Annotated in this window: 16 protein-coding genes; 9 read left to right on the forward strand and 7 right to left on the reverse strand. The window is 64.1% G+C overall.

The genetic code is table 11. The features are described from left to right. The first annotated feature begins 140 nt into the window (after positions 1-140). From RFM52_RS04465 to RFM52_RS04490, 6 genes are all read left to right on the forward strand, one after another. Positions 141-1715: a trimethylamine methyltransferase family protein gene (locus RFM52_RS04465; protein ID WP_320295321.1), complete on the forward strand. Its 1575-nt coding sequence runs from the start codon at positions 141-143 to the stop codon at positions 1713-1715. Positions 1716-1804: 89 nt separating this feature from the next. Then, entirely contained in the window at positions 1805-2494 is a 690-nt protein-coding gene (locus tag RFM52_RS04470; protein WP_320295322.1) for a 4Fe-4S dicluster domain-containing protein, read from the forward strand. Between the two features lie 103 nt (positions 2495-2597). Beyond that, positions 2598-3329, forward strand: a complete 732-nt coding sequence (locus RFM52_RS04475) for a dienelactone hydrolase family protein (protein WP_320295323.1) — start codon at positions 2598-2600, stop codon at positions 3327-3329. A 238-nt stretch (positions 3330-3567) separates the two neighbouring features. Continuing rightward, positions 3568-4128: an RNA polymerase sigma factor gene (locus RFM52_RS04480; protein ID WP_320295559.1), complete on the forward strand. Its 561-nt coding sequence runs from the start codon at positions 3568-3570 to the stop codon at positions 4126-4128. A gap of 2 nt (positions 4129-4130) precedes the next feature. Beyond that, a complete protein-coding gene (locus tag RFM52_RS04485; RefSeq protein ID WP_320295324.1) occupies positions 4131-6305 on the forward strand; it encodes a vWA domain-containing protein in 2175 nt (724 codons plus the stop codon). Positions 6306-6427: 122 nt separating this feature from the next. After that, entirely contained in the window at positions 6428-6727 is a 300-nt protein-coding gene (locus RFM52_RS04490) for a hypothetical protein (protein ID WP_320295325.1), read from the forward strand. A 9-nt stretch (positions 6728-6736) separates the two neighbouring features. On the opposite strand, the gene bmt is transcribed toward RFM52_RS04490, so the two are convergent. The 3 genes from bmt to RFM52_RS04505 all read right to left on the reverse strand — a co-directional run bounded on the left by bmt (position 6737) and on the right by RFM52_RS04505 (position 9368). Further along, the gene (gene bmt, locus RFM52_RS04495) at positions 6737-7753 is read right to left on the reverse strand and encodes a betaine--homocysteine S-methyltransferase (protein ID WP_320295326.1); all 1017 of its coding nucleotides are present in this window, start codon (positions 7751-7753) and stop codon (positions 6737-6739) included. An 84-nt stretch (positions 7754-7837) separates the two neighbouring features. Then, on the reverse strand, positions 7838-8440 hold the full coding sequence (locus RFM52_RS04500) for an urea carboxylase-associated family protein (protein ID WP_320295327.1): 603 nt from the start codon (positions 8438-8440) through the stop codon (positions 7838-7840). A 70-nt stretch (positions 8441-8510) separates the two neighbouring features. Next, a complete protein-coding gene (locus tag RFM52_RS04505; RefSeq protein WP_320295328.1) occupies positions 8511-9368 on the reverse strand; it encodes a helix-turn-helix domain-containing protein in 858 nt (285 codons plus the stop codon). Between the two features lie 228 nt (positions 9369-9596). On the opposite strand from RFM52_RS04505, the gene RFM52_RS04510 reads away from it, so the two are divergent. After that, positions 9597-10622 carry a fatty acid desaturase gene (locus RFM52_RS04510; protein ID WP_320295329.1) on the forward strand — a complete coding sequence of 342 codons (1026 nt, stop codon included), beginning with the start codon at positions 9597-9599 and terminating at the stop codon, positions 10620-10622. A gap of 76 nt (positions 10623-10698) precedes the next feature. Beyond that, positions 10699-11535 (forward strand): phosphate/phosphite/phosphonate ABC transporter substrate-binding protein, encoded by an 837-nt coding sequence (locus RFM52_RS04515; protein ID WP_320295330.1) that lies wholly within the window; start codon positions 10699-10701, stop codon positions 11533-11535. Here RFM52_RS04515 and RFM52_RS04520 read toward each other — a convergent pair. From RFM52_RS04520 to RFM52_RS04535, 4 genes are all read right to left on the reverse strand, one after another. After that, positions 11503-12843 (reverse strand): M24 family metallopeptidase, encoded by a 1341-nt coding sequence (locus tag RFM52_RS04520; RefSeq protein ID WP_320295331.1) that lies wholly within the window; start codon positions 12841-12843, stop codon positions 11503-11505. The genes RFM52_RS04515 and RFM52_RS04520 overlap by 33 nt on opposite strands. A 15-nt stretch (positions 12844-12858) precedes the next feature. Further along, positions 12859-14370, reverse strand: coding sequence for an ArnT family glycosyltransferase (locus RFM52_RS04525; protein WP_320295332.1), 1512 nt, complete (start codon positions 14368-14370; stop codon positions 12859-12861). 85 nt (positions 14371-14455) lie between these two features. Next, positions 14456-17026 carry a GcvT family protein gene (locus RFM52_RS04530; protein ID WP_320295333.1) on the reverse strand — a complete coding sequence of 857 codons (2571 nt, stop codon included), beginning with the start codon at positions 17024-17026 and terminating at the stop codon, positions 14456-14458. A gap of 76 nt (positions 17027-17102) precedes the next feature. Next, positions 17103-18680, reverse strand: coding sequence for a trimethylamine methyltransferase family protein (locus tag RFM52_RS04535; RefSeq protein ID WP_320295334.1), 1578 nt, complete (start codon positions 18678-18680; stop codon positions 17103-17105). Between the two features lie 199 nt (positions 18681-18879). Here RFM52_RS04535 and RFM52_RS04540 point away from each other — a divergent pair, with 199 nt between their 5' ends. Beyond that, positions 18880-20052: an MFS transporter gene (locus tag RFM52_RS04540; RefSeq protein WP_320295335.1), complete on the forward strand. Its 1173-nt coding sequence runs from the start codon at positions 18880-18882 to the stop codon at positions 20050-20052. Positions 20053-20116: the final 64 nt, after the last annotated feature.

Here is a 20116-nt window from a genome sequence, read left to right on the forward strand (position 1 = left end):
TTGGCGCTTTTCTTGTCGATTTTGCGACAGGCGTTGGCGCTGGCTGGCCGTTTCCAATAGGGTGCATGGCTACGATCCGGCAAGAAGCGGCGACGATGGGCCGCTCCAGCCAATTCAGGCCAGTTATAGGAAGAACGATCATGAGCGATAACGCGGCAGTCGAGCAGGAAGCGTCGGGCGGACGGCGCGGACGCGGCGCCAGCGGCGGCGCTGCGGCGCGCCGGGCGGCCCGTTCGGGCGGCGGTCCGGGCACGCAGCTCACCTACATCAAGCGCAAGATCAACGTCTATGAGGTCCTCAACGAGGAAGGCCTGGCGCTGATCGAGAAGAACACCGACACGGTGCTTGAAGAAATCGGCATCATCTTCCGCGACGACGCCGAAGCGCTGGCGCTGTGGAAGGAAGCAGGCGCCGACGTCAAAGGCGAGCGCGTGCACTTCCCCAAGGGCCTCTGCCGCTCGCTCTTGAAGACCGCGCCCTCGATCTACACCCAGCATGCGCGCAACCCGGAGCGCTCGGTGCAGATCGGCGGCAATGCGACCGTATTCGCACCGGTCTACGGCCCGCCCTTCGTGCGTGACCTCGACGGCAACCGCCGCTACGCGACGATCGAGGATTTCCAGAATTTCGTGAAGCTCGCCTATATGGCGCCGTCGATCCACCATTCGGGCGGCACGGTGTGCGAGCCGGTCGACGTGCCGGTCAACAAGCGCCACCTCGACATGATCTACAGCCACATCCGTTATTCCGACAAACCTTTCATGGGTTCGGTGACGGCGCCGGAGCGGGCCGAGGACACGGTGGCGATGGCCAAGCTGGTGTTCGGCGACGACTTCGTCGAGAACAACACGGTGCTGACCAGCCTGATCAACGCCAACTCGCCGATGGTGTTCGACGAGACCATGCTGGGCGCGCTGAAAGTCTATTCGCGCCACAACCAGGCCTGCATCGTCACGCCCTTCATCCTGGCCGGCGCGATGAGCCCGGTGACGGTCGCCGGCACGCTGACGCAGGTGCTGGCCGAGGTGCTCGCCGGCGCCTCGTTCACGCAGCTGATCAGGCCCGGCGCGCCGGTGCTGTTCGGCACCTTCGCCTCGTCGATCTCGATGCAGTCCGGCGCGCCGACCTTCGGCACGCCGGAGCCGTCGCTGGTCTCCTACGGCGCCGCGCAGCTCGCGCGCCGGCTCGGCCTGCCGTTCCGCACCGGCGGCTCGCTCTGCGCCTCGAAGGTTCCGGACGCGCAGGCGGCTTACGAGAGCGCCAACACGCTCAACTCGACGATCCTTGCCGGCACCAATTTCGTGCTGCATTCGGCCGGCTGGCTCGAGGGCGGTCTCGCCTCCTGCTACGAGAAATTCATGATGGATATCGACCAGCTCGGCATGCAGCAGAAGTTTGCCGAGGGCGTCGACCTGTCGGAAAACGGCCAGGCGATGGACGCGATCCGCCAGGTCGGTCCGGGCAGCCACTATCTCGGCTGCGATCACACGCAGGCGAATTTCCAGACGGCCTTCTACCGCTCCAACATCGCCGACAACAATTCCTACGAGCAGTGGCTGGCCGAAGGCGAGAAGACCGCGCCGCAGCGCGCCAACGAGCTCGCCCGCCGCTGGCTGGAAAGCTACGAGGCGCCGCATCTCGATCCGGCCATCGACGAGGCGCTGAAGGACTTCATCGCCAAGAAGAAGGGCTCGATGGCCGACGCCTTCACGTGAAAGGAGCCCGAGTCAGGCCGGGCTAAAGTCGCCAACATCATTCACAAGGAAGTCTGGCGGAGCGCGTTCTCCGACCCGGACCGGAAGGGATGACCTTTTCCCGCGGCGCGGTCGAGGAGATTGCGGCCGCGCTCGCGGCCAGCGGTCTGATCCTTCGCGGCGGTTTCAGCTTTGGCGACGATCAGGTTGCACCGGCCGGACCCTCCGGCGCCCCGGCCAAATCGGTGCTGCTGGTCGGGCAGGCGGGCGCGGCGCCTTGGCCGCATTTTCAGCGTTGGCTGGGACAGCAGGCGAGGGACATCGCCAATCCGCTCGACACCTGGTCGCGCGAGGTGATCGGCGCGGTCGCGCAAGGCCGTGGCGCTCGCGCGGTATCGCCTTCCGACCGGCCTTATCTGCCGTTCCAGCAATGGGCGATGAGGGCGGAAGGGCTGAAGCCGTCACCGCTCGGCATCCTCATGCATCCCACATACGGGCTCTGGCATGCCTATCGCGGCGCCTTGCTGTTCGAGGATGAGATTCCGCTACCCGATGCTCACGTGGCCATTCATCTTTGCGACATATGTGTCGAAAAACCCTGCCTGAAATCCTGTCCGGTCGACGCCTATTCCGGGCAGGGCTTTGCCCATGAAGCCTGTCTCGGCCATGTTCGAGGCCCCCGTGGCGAGCCGTGCCGAAGCGGTGGCTGCCTCGACCGCAACGCCTGCCCTTTTGGTACAGACTATCGCTATCCGCCGGAGGTGCAGGCTTTTCACATGGCGGCTTTCGCGCGGCTCTAAGGGGCCGGGCGGCCGCACGAAATCTTGAACAGCCTGGTCTGGGAATGGCTTGCCGGGACGGTGCTCGCCGATATCTAACGCGCGACAGGCAACGGAGAGCATCATGACCGGAAAGCAGATCGAGTTCGAGACCAGGGACGGCAAGGCAAAGGCGGGACTTTTTCGATCGTCCGGCAAGGCCAGGGCGGGCGTCATCCTCTATATGGACGCCTTCGGGCCGCGTCCGGCGCTCGACGAGATGGCTGAACGGCTTGCCGGCGACGGGTATGCGGTGCTGGTGCCCGACCTCTTCTATCGCAACGCGCCCTACGGTCCGTTCGACGCCAAGACCGCCTTCACGGTGGAGGAAACCAAGACCAAGTTGATGGCGCTGGTGACCGGAACGACGCAGGAGATGACCATCCGCGACAATGCCGGCTTCCTCGATGCGCTCGCGGCCGAAGGCATTGAGGGACCGGTCGGTGTCGTCGGCTATTGCATGGGCGGAGCGCGGGCGCTGAACGCGGCGGCGACCAATCCCGACCGCATCGTCGCCGCGGCGAGCTTCCACGGCGGCAATCTGGCAAGCGATGCGGCCGACAGCCCGCACCGCAAGGCGGCTTCGATCAAGGCGCGCGTCTATGTCGGGGTCGCCGGCGTCGACCGCAGCTTCCCGCCGGAACAGTCGGCGCGGCTGGCGGAGGCCTTGCGGGTGGCCGAGGTCGACCACGTCATCGAGAATTATGTCGGCGTCGGCCATGGCTGGTGCGTCAAGGACCACAGCGTTTATGACGAGACGGGCGCCGAGCGGCATTGGAAGCGGCTGACCACGTTCTTCAAAGAAACATTGGGTTAGCCGTCTCCCCGCCGATCATGGAGAGAGCACCGTGTGGCGCGAGCCTTCGAACGTTCGCGCTGCCCCTCATCCGCCCTTCGGGCGTTCGTCGTTCGAAAAGCCAAGCAATTGGCTTTTCGTCCGCTACGCGGACCACTCCTCACTCCCCGCGAGCGGGGAGAAGGAAAAGGCGCTGCCGCAGAAAAATCTTTTCATCGCCCCAAGGATTGGCCATTAGCCTTCGTCCAACAGACAAATGATGGCGATGATGCTGGACGACAGCGAAGCCTCCGATGCCGAATTGATCGCGCGGGCGAGGGGCGGAGACAGGGGGGCTTTCGGCAAACTGCTCGAAAGGCACTATGGCTTCGTCTATCGCGCCGCCTATCGCTGGTGCGGCAGGAAAGCCGATGTCGAGGACATCGCCCAGGACGTCTGCGTGCGGCTCGGCCGCGCGATCCGCGACTATCAGGGCAGCGGCGCCTTCACGACATGGCTCTATGCCATGACGCTGAACGCGGCGCGCGACATGATGCGCAAGCGTGCCCGCGACACTGCCAAGACCGATGCCTTCGGCGCCTATGCGTCGATTGGCGGCGAAGCGCAGGCGCAGGCCGACGATCCGGCCGAGGCGCTGTGGACGGCGGTGCGGATGCTGCCCGACAAGCAACGCGACGCGGTGCTGCTTGTCTATGGCGAAGGCCTCAACCACGCCGCGGCGGCGGAGGTGATGGCGATCTCGGAGACGACGGTTTCCTGGCACATCCATGAAGCGAAGAAACGGCTGAAAGTGCTGATGCGCTCAGCCGGGGAAGTGTGACCATGGTCGACGACAACGAACTCGTAAGGCTGCGCGACATCGCTATACCGGCGCCTGACGGCGAGGCGAAGGCGCGCGCGCTGGCCGCCGCGATGCAGGCTTTCGACTTGGACGAAAAAATTTCGCCGGTCCCCCAAGGAATGCCCGCAGGCCTTCGTCTCACGGAGCGAGCAAGAAAGCTCTGGAGAGACATCATGCAACGGAAACTCATTGCCACGCCGGCCATCACCGCGCTGGTCGCGCTGCCTATCGCCGGCTATGCCGCTTTCGAGATGCTGAAGGAACAGCCGCCGGTCATCGGCGGCAACCACGGGAAGGTCACCGAAACCGTTGCCGATAAGCCGGCGGCGCAGAAGCCTGCGCCAAACCAGCCGGCCATCAACGAGCCGCTCGCGGCTGCGCCCGCCAAGGAGAAGAAAACCGACGCCGACAATGAAAGGCGCGTCGAGGATGAAGCGCAGGTCGCGCCGGCGTCGCCGCCGAAAACTGAATTGAGTCGATCCGACGACCAGACGAGGCAGCAAAACGGGACGCTGAAGGACTATGCCAAGCAGGCTCCCGAGGCATTGCCTGCGCCGCCGCCTGCACCTGCGGAGGTTGATCAACTGGCCGCAGGCGGGCGCGCGAATGCCCAGGCGCCGGCAACAGCCATGCAGTCTGCCGAGATCCCTGCCGGTGCCGTCACCGATTCCAAGCTAATGGTGCAGCCCGCGCCCATGCCGGCCGACCAGATGCAGCCGCAGGAGGAAAACCGCGACCGCATCGAGACCTTCAAGACCAATCCTGTGCATGAAACCGCACAGGATCCGGTCTCGACCTTTTCGATCGACGTCGACACCGCCTCCTATTCCTTCGTGCGGCGCTCGCTGAAGGAAGGCACTCTGCCCGATCCCGGCACGGTCCGCGTCGAGGAGATGATCAACTACTTCCCCTATGACTGGAAAGGGCCGGATTCGGCCAAGACGCCTTTCAACTCGACCGTCACCGTCATGCCGACGCCGTGGAATGAGCACACCAAGCTGATGCATGTGGCGATCAAGGGTTTCGACGTGAAGCCGGCCGAGCAGCCTAAGGCCAATCTGGTCTTCCTGATCGACGTCTCGGGCTCGATGGACGAGCCGGACAAGCTGCCCCTGCTCAAATCCGCCTTCCGCTTGCTGGTGAGCAAGCTGAAGCCCGACGACACCGTCTCGATCGTCACCTATGCGGGCAATGCCGGCACGGTGCTGATGCCGACGAAGGCGGCGGAAAAGCAGAAGATCCTTGCAGCCATCGACAATCTGGAACCCGGCGGCTCGACGGCCGGCGAGGAAGGCATCCGCGAAGCCTACAAGCTTGCCCAGCAATCCTTGGTCAAGGACGGCGTCAACCGCGTGATGCTGGCCACCGACGGCGACTTCAATGTCGGCCAGACCGATGACGAGGATCTCAAGCGGCTGATCGAGCAGGAGCGCAAGACCGGCGTCTTCCTGTCGGTGTTCGGCTTCGGCCACGACAATCTGAACGACCAGATGATGCAGACCATCGCGCAGAACGGCAACGGCACGGCGGCTTACATCGACACACTTGCCGAGGCGCAAAAGGTGCTGGTCGACGATGCGTCCTCGACGCTGTTCACCATTGCCAAGGACGTCAAGATCCAGGTCGAATTCAACCCGGCCACAGTTTCGGAGTATCGGCTTGTCGGCTATGAGACCCGCGCCCTGAAGCGCGAGGATTTCAACAATGACCGCGTCGATGCCGGCGATATCGGCTCGGGACATTCGGTGACGGCGGTCTATGAGATCACGCCGAAAGGCAGCGGCGGCGAGCAGGTCGATCCGCTGCGCTACGGCCAGGCCAAGGTCGACAATGGTGGCGTCGCCAATGCGGACGAATATGCCTTCGTCAAGATCCGCTACAAGCTGCCGAACGAGGATGTCTCGAAGCTCATCACCACGCCGGTGACGGCGGCCAACGAGGTCAAGTCCTTCGACGAGGCCGGCGTCGACCAGCGCTTCTCGGTTGCGGTCGCCGCCTTCGGGCAGAAGCTGCGCGACGAGGATCAGATCGCCAATTTCGGCTATGACCGGATCGCGGAGATCGCCAACGCCGCGCGCGGCGCCGATCCGTTCGGCTATCGAGCCGAATTCCTGTCGCTGGTGCGACTGGCCTCGTCGCTGGACGGCAACAAGTAGAGAGCCGAAAGGCAGAGACCGAATGATGAAGGCCGGTGCGACAAAACTCCGCCGGCCTTTTTTGCGATCGTTAAATTGCGCGGCTTTTCCGGAACCTCGTCGCAACGGGCTTCTGTTAGTCCGTGCTGATAAGGTTTGAGGGATCAGCAGTGCATATCACGACAATCGGCAACGCGAACGCGACGGCGGCCAATGCGCCGCTGCGGGGACCATCCGCGCCTTCAGCGGAATCCGCGCGCATCAGGAGCGATGTCGATGCGGCCCGCAATACGGCGCTTTCGGCGCTGAACAACGACCGTTTTCGCGTGATGCTGGAACAGATCACAGACCCCGGTGCATCGGGCGCCCTGATGACGATGGGCGCCGAGAACGTCGTCGATTTCAATACGGCGTTGTCGCGCTACGACGAAAACAGCAAATAATCGGGCCCGTCAGGCGCGGCTGCGCCTGCGTTCGCGGCGGCCTTCGCCTGCGTCACCGGCGCTTGCAGTCTTGTTGCGCATCGGGCCGATGCGCTCGACGATCGTCTCGACGGTCGGGCGCGTCGACTTGGTGTGCGCGTCGAGCGCCTTGCGCATGGCGGCGAGGTGGACGAACGAGGTGCCGCAGCAGCCGCCGACAATTTTTGCGCCGGCATCGACCGCCAGCCGCACATAATCGGACATCAGCTCCGGCGTGCCGGAATAATGGATCTCCGCGCCGCGGAATTCCGGAATGCCGCAATTGCCCTTGACGATCACGGTCGCCTCCGGCTTCGCCTCGGTCATGTCGAGCAGCGAAGCGAGGATATCGGAAGCGCCGACGCCGCAATTGGCGCCGACACCGAGCGGGGCCTGCGAGAGGCCGTCGGCGACGGCGTGGATATCCTTCGGCAGCAGGCCCATCATGGTGCGGCCGGCCGTGTCGAAGGAACCGGTATAGGTATAAGGCAGGCCGACGCGGATGGCGGCTTCAGCCGCGGCGCGGATCTCGTCGGGCGCCGACATCGTCTCGATCCAGGCGACTTCGGCGCCGCCGGCCTTGAGACCCTCGATCTGCTCGACAAAAGCATTTACGGCATCGTCGTAAGTCAGGGCGCCGAGCGGCACCAGCAGCTCGCCGGTCGGGCCGACGGAGCCGGCGACGATGACCTTGCGGCCGGCCTTGTCGGCAACGGAGCGGGCAATCTCGGCGGCGCGCTTGTTCAGCTCGTGCACGCGATCCTGCGCATGATGCAGCTTGAGCCGGTGGCGGGTGCCGCCGAAGGAATTGGTCAGGATGATATCGGCGCCGGCATCGACGAAGTTCTGATGCAGGTTGGCGATCGTCTCGGGCGAAATCTCATTAAGCAGTTCGGGCGCCTCGCCGGCCTCGAGACCCATCGCGAACAGATTGGTGCCGGTGGCGCCGTCGGCCAGGAGCACGCCCTTTTCGGCAAGCAGTGCGTCAATCGGGTTGGTCGCGGTCATGGCTTTGGCTTTCGTATCTCGAATTCAAATAACGATATAAAGAAGTCTTTATGTCCAGTCAACGAGCTTGCGGCCGTGAAGGCCTTAAGAAGCCGGTGTGATCTCGACCTCGATCTCGGTGCAGGCGTCGCCGTTGGTCGGGTGGTGATCGACCGAGCAGGCGGTGACGACAAGAAGGAGGTCCTGTTCGGCGCGCAGCGTGACGTAGCCGCCGGGCGGATTGATCGAGGCCTCGACCACCAAAGTCCCGTCGGGCTGCGGCATGGAGTTCTGGAAGAGATCGACCGGGTCGGGCGCGAAGGGGAGTTCGATGCCTTCCGCGCCGAGCGCCTTCATCAGATTGTCGCGGCAGTTCGGATGGTTGGGCAGGCCGGCGCGTTCGTAAAGCGCGCTGTCGAAGGCCGGGTAGAGCATATCGTGCGGGCCGGGCGAGGCGTCCTCGATCAGCGTCAGCATGATCTTGCCGGCGGCGCTGTAGAAATGGTCGCCGGGTTTCGGGAACAGCCGCTCGGTGATGTCGCGGGTCTGCGACGTGCTCAACCAGTCGAGCCGTCCCTCGGTCGAGAAGGCCCAGAGGTCCGAGACCTGCTGGCCCCTGGGATCGACGATGCGGATCAGATCGCCGCGCCTGACGCGCACGGACCGGCCCGACTGAGGAGGAACGACGAGGTGACGCGGTTCTTGCATGGGTTTCCCTGAAACGACGATCGGCGGCCAGGACGTTGGCCGACCATCAAGATGATATCGAAGCCAGCGATCAGACAGAGCCTGATGGGAACGACATTGCGGCCAGCCTTTGCGCAAAACTCGCGGCCTCGTGCGCGTTGATGTCGGCGGCCCGGATCAGATTGTCGAAATGGCTGGTGAGCGTGCGGACCGGTTGGGTGGCGTTCAACACCAAGTACATGTCGCCGACATAGATCGCGGCGCGATAGGGGCCGAAGATCGTATAGGGGATCGAATAGCGCATGCGGCCGTCATAGAGGAACAGCCGGAAAGTCGGGTAAAGGTCGTCGAGCAGCGCCGCCATGTGCAGCAACTGCTTGCGGCGCTCCGCTTCCGGAAAGCGATCCCAGACGCCGAGGCCACGCGCGAAGATCTCCAGCGTGTGGCGCGGCATGCAGACCTCCATGTCGGTCTCCGGCCGCCTTGTGTAGTCGATGCGGTATTGCGTCTCGCCAGCCTGCGCCTCACGGCTCTTGTTGGTGATGCCGGCCTCGTATTCCACCAGTGCCTCGGTCCTCAGAAGGTCGGGAATGCCGGCGGGCACATAGCGGATCTTCGTGCCGGCGGCCTCGGCATGCCATTTGGCCAAAAGCGTGCGGTCGAAGCCGTCGGGCGCCTCCTCGATCTCCAGGCTTTCTCTTATTTCGCCGGTGACGCCTTCGTCCTGGCTGAGGCCCAGCAGCCAGTCGAGCGACACCTTGAACTCGGCGGCGATGTTGAGAAGCGTCTCGGCGCGGGGCAGGCGGGTCGAGGCGCCGGAGAGCAGTTGCGACAGCGCCGAACGATCGATGCCGACCGCCGTCGCGAAGGCCGACTGGTTCAAGTCGGACCGTGTCAAGAGCAATTTCAGGCGCTCCCGAAAGGTCGTCGACAGATCACGCTTGTCCACCACGCTGCTCCTGCTTCGGAGAGGAAAAATTTGCGCCAGAGCCGTTCTGAACGTGGCTCAGGTGGAAATGAATCCCCACATTTGTTTACAATGTATAACATATGCGGCCAGAAATGCGCATTCGCAACAGTTTGTGCGCATTGTCGCGTTGATGTAACGGCAGGCTCCTGACACAATGTTGTCAGGAATCGAGTTGGTTCCGGCGACTGGAGGGCAGTGGTCGATAGCATGGCGAGCATGAACAAGAGACGTAGCAGCACGAGACGAAGCGATAATCCGGCGGTCGAATGGCCGACAGCCATCCTCACACTCTTCTGCTACGGCGCGTGGCTCGCGACCGGCTTCCTGCTCTGGCCATCCCATCCGCTTTTGGCGCTTGCCGTCCTGCCCTTTATCCTGGCTCTGCAATCCTCGATCATGCACGAAGTGCTGCACGGTCATCCGACCCGCAACGCCAGGTTCAATGAAGCCTTCGTCTTCCTGCCCATAGGGATGGTCTGGCCGTTCCGCCGCTTCAAGACGATCCACCTTCGCCATCACGCCGACGAGCGCCTGACCGATCCGCTTGACGATCCGGAGAGCTATTACCAGGCGCTCTGGATGCATGAAGAACTGCCGCGGACCATGAAGTTTCTGCTCAGGATCAACAACACCATGGTCGGCCGCTGCGTCCTCGGTCCCTGGCTGTCTTCGGTCGGCTTCTTCATCGACGACGCCAAGCAGATCGCCGCCGGCGACAAGGCGATCCGCAAGGCTTGGCTGTTGCATGCCATCGGTCTCGCCATTGTGGTGCCGATCGTCACGTTTGGTTTCGGCATCCCGCTGTGGCTCTACATCTTGGTGCCGGTGTGGCTCGGCCAGTCGCTGATCTCGATCCGCACCTATGCCGAGCACCAGTGGTCGGAGCATCCGGAAGGGCGCACGGTGATCGTCGAGCGTTCGCCGCTTTCCTTCCTGTTCCTGAACAACAATCTGCATTTCGTTCATCACAAAAGCCCGACCATCGCCTGGTACAGGTTGCCGAAGCTGTTTCGCGAGCGCCGCGAAGAGTGGCTGCGGATGAACAACGGTTACGCCTATCCGAACTATTTCGCGATGCTTAAAGCCCACGCCTTCAAGGCCAAGGAGCCGATCGTCCACCCGGTTCTGCGGCGCACGCCGGAACCCGGACGCGCCTTCAAGCCGCGAGTCAGGGCGCGCAACGTCAATGGACTGGGCACCGCGCCAGTTCCGGCGGAGCCGCCGAAAGAGTAATCTCGACTTTCCGCGACGCTTTTTCCGCGGCGGAACGCAGGCGCTGAAGATCGCCTGTCTTTGAAAGCCATTCGACATGAGCAAGTTTGTTGCGGCCCTGCCGATGTATGACTGGCCTGAGATGCGTGGCGAAGTCGACGCACAATGGGCGCGGCTCCGCGACGCCTTCCGGCAAAGGGGCATCGATGCGCCGGATGCCGTCGTGCGCAGCAATCGCGAACTGCCGGCGGTGCCAGGCGGGATCCTCGACGACGTCGGCAAGCCGATCGCGCCCGACCCCGCGACGCTGCCCCCGGACGAGCTCGATTTTCACCAACTCTGGCTGAGCCCGGCGCTGCTTTTCGGACAAACCTGCTGGGGGCCGATGGAACTTGGCCTGACTCAGCATGTGCAGGTGATTTCTCAACCAAGTTACGACGTTTATGAAGGCGGGCAGGGGGAGCTTTATTCCAGCGCCTTGGTGATGGCTGCGGACGGCGGACCGTCAGTCGTCGCGCCGGGGGATGGCAAGGCTGTCATCCCGCTCGATCTCATTCGCGGCAAGCGCTTCACCTTCAACAATCCGGACTCGATGTCCGGGCTGATCGGGCTGACGCGCGACCTGGAGGCCATGGGCGAGAGCCTGGACATCTTCGCCTCGCGCAGTGAGAGCGGCGGCCACCGGTCGTCGATCGTGGCGGTCGCGGAAGGCAGGGCCGATGTCGCCGCCATCGATTGCGAAAGCTGGGCGCTGGCGCAGCGCTTCGAGCCGGCGGCGAAAGGCGTGAAGGTGGTCGGCTGGACGGCGCGGCGCAAGGGCCTGCCCTACATCACCGCCAGAACGACGCCGGAAAAGATCATTACCGCGATGCGCGAGGCCGTCGCTTCTATCGAAAGCGGATCAGAGCAGCCGCTCGTCCAGCGGGTAGGCTGAAAGCTTCTCGTTGCCGCTCTCGGTGATCAGGATCTGCTCCTCGATCTTGACGCCTTCGCGTCCGCCAAGCCTGCCGATATAGCTTTCGACGCAAAGCACCATGCCGGGTTCGAGCACGCCGTCCGGCGTGTCGGCGGTCCAGTCGCCGGCATGCGGCAGCGTCGGATATTCGTCCGCCAGGCCGACCCCATGATAAAGCACGCCGTAGCGTGTCGGATAGCAGTCGTCCGGCGGCACCGCCGAACGTTCGACGAGATCGCGGAAGGAAATGCCCGGCCGCATCAGGTCCGTGTTCTGAGAGATCTGGCCGGCGGCGATGCGGAACAGGTCGCGCTGCTCGTTCGACGGTTGCCTGTCGCCGCAGAGCCATGTGCGCGAAAGGTCGGCGCAGAAGCCGTAGGGGCCGATGAGGTCAGTGTCGAAGGCGACAAGGTCGCCATTCTCGACGATGCGCGCGGAGCATTCCTGGAACCAGGGATTGGTGCGTGGTCCGGAGGACAAAAGGCGCGTCTCGATCCACTCGCCGCCGCGCGCGATGTTGCCGCGATGCAGCTCCGCCCACAATTCGTTCTCCGAGATGCCGGGCTTCAGCGCCGCTTCCATCTCGCCCATCGCCGCCTCGCAGGCGACGATGGCGCGGCGCATGGCGAGGATCTCGTCCGGCGATTTGATGAGGCGCGCATTCTCCATCACCGCCTCGCCGTTGCCTATCGCGATGCCGCGGCGGGCGAGTTCCTCCACGCCTTCGGGATTGATGTGGTCGACGGCGATGCGGCGGTTGCCGCCGCCATGCTCGTCAACGAGTTCGGCGATGCCGGCACCCCAGCGCCGGACCTTCTGCTCGGTGAGTTCTCCGCTGTAGAGATACATCCACGATACGGCTGGGCGCACCTCGTCGACGACGCCCGAATGGTCGGACAGGTGCTCGCAGGAGAAATAGTCGAACAGCACCACGGGTCCTTCGGTAGCGACGAAACAGTGGCGTGTCGGGTTGTGCGCGACCCAGAGCTGCATGTTGGTCGAGTCCGTCGCGTAACGGATGTTGACCGGGTCGTAGAGCAGGGCGCCGGCATAGTCGCGGCGCTTCAGCTCGGAGCGAATGCGCGCCAGGCGGTACCTGCGCATTTCGTCCAAGTCGGGCGCGGCGATATCGGCCGCCGCCCATTCGGCCTCGGCCACCGCGCCATAGCCCAGCACATGCTGGTTGAGCGAGGCCGCCTTCTCGCGGGAGGCCTCGCGCAGCGCCTCGACCGAGCCTGGTTCGAACGGCATGATCTTGCGGTGACGGCCGAAGCGTTGCTTGTCCATTCGTTCCCCCGAAACCTACTGCGCGGCCTTCTTGAGCAGCCTGGTGATCGTGACCTTGCGCGGCGGAAAGCCGAACGCCTGCGGTACGTCGACAGTGCGGTGGACGGTGTCCATCCCATATCCGGCCTTCGCCATCTCCTCGAAGACGTCCGAGGACGGTTCCCTGTCATCGGTCAGGACAAGCACCGCCGGCTCGCGGATCGACCGGGCGAAGTCCGGTATCTCGTCATCGAGCACAATGAGATCGGCATTGACCAGGCGCAGATTGCCGACCCAGAACCAGCTCGACACCACGGTGCTGACCGGTCCGTCGGCGTTGATCTGGTCGTAGAGCGACCGGTAATCCATGCGCACGATACTGCCCCGGCTGTCGCCGCCATGCAGATGCATGTACCAGCTCAGCGGCAGCACAAGGACGGCAAGGACGGCGCCGACAAAGACGATGGTACCTTGCGTTTTTCGGCCCCTCTCGCCGATTGCATCGAAGCGCATGGCAAGGGCCGCGGGCAACAGAACGAACACGGGCAGCACCCAGCGATCGCGAAACTGCGTGATGCCACCGGCCAGAACCACCACCAGCGTGACCAGCAAGGCGAAGGCGATGGTTCGCCAAAACAGCTTCTCGGACCACCGCGCCGGCTGTGGGGTTGTCGCAGTTTTCCGTGCCACCAGGAAAAACGCCACGGTGATGATAGCAATCGGTAGAGCTGCGAAATTGAGTATCGCGTTGCCCAGGCCCCGCAGGGCGAGTGTTGCCGCCTCTAGGAGACTATCACCTTGGCCGGCGCCGAAGCCACCGCTGTGCGCCAGGAAGTCATCCGGGTGCGTGATGTTCCAGTGAAATGTCGGGAGGCAAGCGACAATGGCTATGGCCACGCTGATCAGGAAGCGGCGATCGAAGATGGCCTCACGCGTTTCGCGCAGCGAGAGGGATGCCAGGAACAGGGCGGCAAGGAAGATGACGATGTTGTATTTCGACAGCATCGCGGCCGCCGTCGCCAGACCGAAAAACGCATAGGCGACGGCCGATCGTCGCTTCTCCACCTCGACCAGCGCCAGAAGCAGCACAGAGGTGAAACAGAATATGGCGACCGAGTGGGTGAGGGCATGCTGCATCTCCCAGAAGATCTGGGGAAACAGAAGCACCCCGAACATGCCGGCCGCAGCGGCACGGTTCGAGTAGCCCAGGCGACGTATGGCCGTGAAATACGCTGCCAGGCCCGCGGCCAGCAGGCCGTATTTGACGATCTTGAGGGCAAGGACGCTAGTCCCGACCAGCGAGGCCGCAAGCATGGCGAGCCAGGTATATAAAGGCGGCTGCGAGCTGCCGTAGCCGGCGGCCAGGAACCGCATTTCCATCAACTGCTCGGAATCGTCGACACCGACGCCCGTGCCCGCAATATGGGACAACAGGGCCATCACGACGATCTGGGTCAGGCAGTAGAGGAGGACCGACGCGACCCCGGCGCTGACCGGGCCGACCCGTCTATCGCAGAGCCAGTCGGTCCATTTCTCTAGCTGCCGCAAGGGGATGGTCTTCTCATGTTGATACGTCGGTCGCGGGCTCCGACCATGCCATAGCAACCGACGCAATCCAACAATTCGTGGGGCTTCAGGTCCGCATCTTCTCGCCGCTCGGGTCGAAAGGCGGCTCGACATTGATGCGCGCCGGGCGGCGATGGCCAAGGATCTCTATCTCGAACAGGCCGGCGCTTTCGTCCTCGGCAAGGGCCGCGGGGACATAGCCCTGCGCCATCGACTTCTGTACGTAGTGCGCATAGCCGCCCGACGTGACCCAGCCGACGACGCGCCATTCGCCATCGACGATGCCGCGCACGGCGGAAGCGCCTTCGGCGGCCTTCGAGCCGCGGACTTCCTTGCCCGTCCCATCGAAGCGCGGCGCGCCGTAGCCATGCGGCTTCTCCACCGTGCCGTAATCCTTGCCGACCTTGGCCCAGATCGGCTCGTCGCCCATCACGTCGGCATCGATGGCGTCGACGATGAAGGAGACGCGGCGCAGCTTCGGACCTTCGGCGTGCTCCTTTGCCGAAGCCTCGCGGCCGATGAAGTCGTTCTTCTCGAGCTTGATGAACCGATCCATCGAGCCTTCGAACGGTCCGTAGATCGGACGCAGTTCGCGGAACCAGGTCGGGAAGTTCTTTTCCAGACGCATCGACAGCAGCGCGCGCATGCCGAAATCGACTAGGCCGAATTCCGCGCCGGCTTCCTTGATCGCCTTATAGACCAGGCGCTGATAGGCGGGCGCCATCCAGATCTCGTAGCCGAGGTCGCCTGTATAGGTGATGCGGTTGACCATGCAGGGCGCGCCACCGACCGCCATCTCGCGGAAATCCATGAAGCGGAAGGCCTTGGTCGACACGTCGACATCGACCAGCTTCTGCAAGAGATCGCGCGATTTAGGTCCCGCAATGGAGAGACCCACCAGCGTCTGGTCGAAGCGATGGATGCGCACCGAGCCGTCCTTCGGCAGGTGCTTCTCGAACCAGCGCATATGGTATTTCTGTGCGGCCGAAGAGCCCCAGATCATGAAGCGGTCCTCGCCGGTCTTGGCGATGGTGAAGTCGCCGATCAGCTTGCCGAATTCGTTGACCATCGGCGTCAGCACGATGCGGCCGACCTTCGGCATGCGGTTGGTCATCAGCCGGTTGAGGAAATCCTCCGCGCCCGGGCCCGAGACCTCGTATTTGGCGAAGTTGGCGATCTCGGTGACGCCGACCTTGTCGCGCGTGGCGCGCACTTCCTCGCCGATCGGGCCGAAGTCGTTGGAGCGGTGGAAGGAGACGATGTCCTTGGGCTCCGTGCCCTTCGGCGCGAACCAGAGCGGGGTCTCGAGGCCCCACGAATCGCCCATAACGGCATTGTTGGCGAGCATGGTGTCGTAGAGCGGCGTCGTCTGCGCCGGACGGGCGGCCGGAAGCTCTTCGTTCGGGAAGCGGATCGAGAAGCGGCGCGAATAGTTCTCGCGCACCTTGGCGTTGGTGTAGCGAAGGCTCGCCCATTCGCCGAAGCGGGCCACGTCCATGCCCCAGACGTCGAAGCCCGGATCGCCGTGCACCATCCAGTTGGAGAGCGCGAGGCCGACGCCGCCGCCCTGGCTGAAGCCGGCCATGACGGCGCAGGCGCACCAGAAATTGGTCAGGCCCTGCACCGGGCCGACCAGCGGGTTGCCGTCGAGCGCAAAGGTGAAGGGGCCGTTGATGATCTGCTTGATGCCGGCCTTCTCGATGCCGGGGAAATGCTTGAAGCCGATCTCCAGCGACGGCGCGATGCGGTCGATGTCGGGTGGCAAGAGCTCATGGCCGAAATCCCACGGCGTGTTGACTGGCGACCACGGCTTGCATGCCTTTTCATAGGTGCCGAGCAGAATGCCGTTGCGCTCCTGGCGGGTGTAGATCTCGCCCTTGAAGTCGAGCACGCCGATCATCTCGCGGCCGGTCGACTTGTTGAATTCCTCAACCTCAGGCATCGGCTCGGTGAGCAGATACATGTGCTCCATGGCCAGCACCGGCAATTCGACGCCGACCATGCGGCCGATCTCGCGCGCCCACAGGCCGCCGCAATTGACGACATGCTCGGCATGGACCGTGCCCTGTTCGGTAACGACGTTCCAGGTGCCGTCCGGCTGCTGGGTCAGGTCGACGACGCGGTTGCGTAGCACGATCTCGGCGCCGAGTTTCTTCGCAGCCTTGGAATAGGCAATGGTGGTGCCGGACGGGTCGAGATGGCCTTCGACCGGGTCCCACATGGCGCCGACGAAGTTCTTCTCGTCCATCAGCGGGAACATCGCCTTGGCTTCCGAAGGGGTGATCAACTCGGTGTCCATGCCGAGATAACGGCCCTTGGCGTGGGCGAGCCGCAGGAAATCCATGCGCTCCGGCGTGTCGGCCATCATGACGCCGCCGGTCAGATGCAGCGAGCAGGACTGGCCGGAAATCTCCTCGATCTCCTTGTAGAGCTGGACCGTATAGGCCTGTAGCTTGGCGACGTTCGGGTCGCCGTTGAGCGTGTGGAAGCCGCCCGCCGCATGCCAGGAGGAGCCGGAGGTGAGCTCCGAGCGCTCGATCAGCATGATGTCGGTCCAGCCGGCCTTGGCGAGGTGATAGAGCACCGAGCAGCCGACGACGCCGCCGCCGATGACAACCGCTTTTACGTGAGATTTCATACAGATAGGTCCGTCTTGTGCAATGTGGAATCAGAAATGAAGACGAGCGGTGGGCAGTTGCCCGGCCGACCGCAGATCAGAAATCCGTCGGCGCGCCGCCTTCGGCGCGGCGCTTCTCGACGAAATCGTTGAGTTCCTCGCGGATGGCCGGATCCATATACGGCTCCTCATAGGAGGCAAGGCGCTCCTTCCACACCTTGTTGGTCCGCTCCATCGCCGTTGGCGAGCCCGCTTCGGTCCAGGTCTCGAAGTTGCGCCAGTCGGACACGATCGGCGAATAGAAGGCGGTCTTGTAACGCTCCTGCGTGTGCTGGGTGCCGAAGAAATGGCCGCCCGGGCCGACCGACTGGATGGCGTCGAAGCCGAGCGCGTTCTCGGAGAGGTCGAGCGGGGTGAGGAACTCGGCCACCATCTGCAAAAGATCGATGTCGAGGATGGTCTTTTCGTAGGAGCAGCGCAGGCCGCCTTCCAGCCAGCCGGCGCCGTGCATCATCAGGTTGCCGCCGCCCTGGATCGCGCCCCACAGCGAGAACACGCTTTCATAGGCGGCCTGAGCGTCGACCGTGTTGGCGGCGCAGGTGTTGGAGGTGCGGTAGGGGATGTTGTAGCGGCGGGCAAGCTGGCCGCCGACGAGCTGCGCCTTCATGTATTCGGGCGTGCCGAAGGCCGGCGCGCCAGACTTCATGTCGACATTGGAAGTGAAGCCGCCATAGCCGACCGGCGCGCCCTTCTTCACCATTTGCGCGAAGGCGATGCCCGAGAGCGCCTCGGCGTTCTGCTGCACCAGCGCGCCGGCGACGGTGACCGGCGCCATGGCGCCGGAGAGCGTGAACGGCGTGACGATCACGACCTGGCCCATGCTCGACATCTGGATGATGCCTTCCATCATCGGCACGTCGAGCTTGAGCGGCGAATTGGTGTTGATGATGGTGAAGACCGACGGCTCCTGCATCAGCTGCTCGCGGCTGATGCCGCGCGCGATGCGGGTGATCTCGATGCCGTCGACGTTGCGCTCCTTGCCGAGCGAATAGATGTGGAAGACCTTGTCGGTCAGCATGGCGAGATCGCGGACGCACTCGAGATGCCGAACGGAGGGATGGATGTCGATCGGCTCGACCGGGTAACCGCCGGTGCAGTGCAGGATGTTGTGCATCTGCGCCAGGCGCAGGAAATTGCGGTAGTCCGCCTGGTTGCCTGGCCTGCGGCCGCGATCGAGGTCGGAGCAGTTTGGCGCAGACGCCATCATCGACAGGATGACGTTGTTGCCGCCGAAACGCAGATTGTGCGCGGGGTTGCGGGCGTGCAGCGTGAATTCCGACGGGCAGTGCGAGACAAGCTCGAGGATCATGTCGCTGTCGAAGCGCACGCGCTCCGAGCCTTCGCGCACGTCGGCGCCATGCGCCTTCATGATGTGGCGGGCTTCCTCATGCAGAACGTCGACGCCGATCTCCTTCAACACGCGCAGCGAGGCGAGGTGGATCGATTCCAGCTCGTCGTCGGAAACGAGCTTTGTTGGCGTCAGCGGGTTCTTCAACTGCCGGAAGGTGGGCTGCTCGAAAGCGGCCGAGCCGCCGGCGCGTTTTCCCGCGCGGCCGCCACGGCGGGCGCGATCGGTTGCCAGTGCCGGCTCGGCGGGATGAAGGGCGGCAGTCATGAGAAGCCTCGTGAGGATGCGAAATTGGCGGCATAATGAACTGGCGGCAATGCCGCCGGTAAGGAGGCGGCGACCACTAGGGCGAGGGAAGCGACATGACGGAAGGGGAGCGCGCTGGATCGCCGAATTGCTCCAGCTGAGGCATCAGGGCGGCCCTCGCCGCTGATAATGATGCCGTGATGTTCAACCGCGAGCCACAATGACCGCTTCCGTCCAGACCGCTGAAGCTCGACCGCAATGGGCGGCCCTTGCCGGGGTCACGGCAGCGCTCGCCATGTTCGGCGCGGCGCAAGGCTTGAGCTCGCCGCTGTTCACTCTGCTGATGCAGAAGCAGGGTTTCTCGCCGGGCCTGATCGGTCTGTCCGCGGCCATGATGCCGGTCGGGCTGATCCTGTCGGCTTCCTTCGTGCCGGCGGCCGTGCGGCTGGTCGGCGCGCGCAACCTGGCTGTCGCTTGCTCGTTGATTGGCGCGCTGTGCTTCCTGGCCATCGGCTACCTGCAGAACTGGGTCGCCTGGTACGTCATCCGCTTCATCATCGGCGTGGTCATCAACCCGCTCTATGTGCTGGGCGAGGTCTGGGCGCTGTCGCTGGCGCCGCCGTCGCGGCGCGGGCGCGTGATGGGCGTGTTCAACACGCTGATGGGCGCCGGCTACGCGGCCGGGCCGTTCACGCTGACGCTGGTCGGCACCGCCGGCTGGGCGCCTTTCGGCGTCGGCATTGCCGGCTTCGCGCTTTGCGCGGTCATTCTGCGGCTCGTCTCCTCGAAGCTCACCGGTTTCGAGGATGACGGGCAGCCCGCCGGCAGTTTTTTCGGTTTCGCCCGGCTGGCGCCGGCGCTGCTTCTGGCCGTTCTGGTTTCGGCAGCCGTGCAGCAGAGCACCTACGCATTGGTCCCCGTCTTCGGTGCCGGCTATGGATTGCCCGAAGCGACGCTTGCCGCCCTGGTGATGATGCTCTCCCTGGGCAACATCGTGCTGCAGATCCCGCTCGGCCTGCTCGCCGAACGCTTCGGCGGGCGGCCGATGATCCTCGCCTGCGCCATGGCGACGACGTGTTGCGCGATCCTGTTGCCGCTGTTGATCACCACGCCGCTGATCTGGGGCGTGCTTCTGGTGATGGGCGCGGTGGGCTACGGCGTCTACACGATGGCGCTGGTCGAGCTCGGCAGTCGCTTCAAGGGCTCACTGCTGGTTACCGGCAATGCGGCCTTCGCGTTGCTGTGGGGCGTCGGCGGCATTGTCGGGCCGCCCGGCGCCGGCGCCCTGATGCAGGCGATCGGGCCGTTGGGGCTGCCTACCGTCATCGTCGGGCTCGATGTGCTGCTGGTGGCGTTCGCCTTGTATCGCTCCTTGCAGCGCCGACGTTCCTGACAGGGTTTGGCTGGAGCATCCGCTTTCGTCTCCGGTGGGCCTTACGATCGTGCGCCGGCGGGTT

It is taken from the genome of Mesorhizobium humile (assembly GCF_033977215.1).
GTDB classification, from domain to species: Bacteria; Pseudomonadota; Alphaproteobacteria; order Rhizobiales; family Rhizobiaceae; genus Mesorhizobium; species Mesorhizobium humile.

Excerpts from the sequence above, each read along its gene's own strand:
- RFM52_RS04470 (WP_320295322.1), top strand. The coding sequence starts at position 1,805 with ATGACCTTTTCCCGCGGCGCGGTCGAGGAGATTGCGGCCGCGCTCGCG.
- RFM52_RS04465 (WP_320295321.1), top strand. The coding sequence starts at position 141 with ATGAGCGATAACGCGGCAGTCGAGCAGGAAGCGTCGGGCGGACGGCGC.
- RFM52_RS04515 (WP_320295330.1), top strand. The coding sequence starts at position 10,699 with ATGAGCAAGTTTGTTGCGGCCCTGCCGATGTATGACTGGCCTGAGATG.
- bmt (WP_320295326.1), bottom strand. The coding sequence starts at position 7,753 with ATGACCGCGACCAACCCGATTGACGCACTGCTTGCCGAAAAGGGCGTG.
- RFM52_RS04540 (WP_320295335.1), top strand. The coding sequence starts at position 18,880 with ATGACCGCTTCCGTCCAGACCGCTGAAGCTCGACCGCAATGGGCGGCC.
- RFM52_RS04530 (WP_320295333.1), bottom strand. The coding sequence starts at position 17,026 with ATGAAATCTCACGTAAAAGCGGTTGTCATCGGCGGCGGCGTCGTCGGC.
- RFM52_RS04510 (WP_320295329.1), top strand. The coding sequence starts at position 9,597 with ATGGCGAGCATGAACAAGAGACGTAGCAGCACGAGACGAAGCGATAAT.
- RFM52_RS04485 (WP_320295324.1), top strand. The coding sequence starts at position 4,131 with ATGGTCGACGACAACGAACTCGTAAGGCTGCGCGACATCGCTATACCG.
- RFM52_RS04475 (WP_320295323.1), top strand. The coding sequence starts at position 2,598 with ATGACCGGAAAGCAGATCGAGTTCGAGACCAGGGACGGCAAGGCAAAG.
- RFM52_RS04520 (WP_320295331.1), bottom strand. The coding sequence starts at position 12,843 with ATGGACAAGCAACGCTTCGGCCGTCACCGCAAGATCATGCCGTTCGAA.
- RFM52_RS04500 (WP_320295327.1), bottom strand. The coding sequence starts at position 8,440 with ATGCAAGAACCGCGTCACCTCGTCGTTCCTCCTCAGTCGGGCCGGTCC.
- RFM52_RS04480 (WP_320295559.1), top strand. The coding sequence starts at position 3,568 with ATGGCGATGATGCTGGACGACAGCGAAGCCTCCGATGCCGAATTGATC.
- RFM52_RS04535 (WP_320295334.1), bottom strand. The coding sequence starts at position 18,680 with ATGACTGCCGCCCTTCATCCCGCCGAGCCGGCACTGGCAACCGATCGC.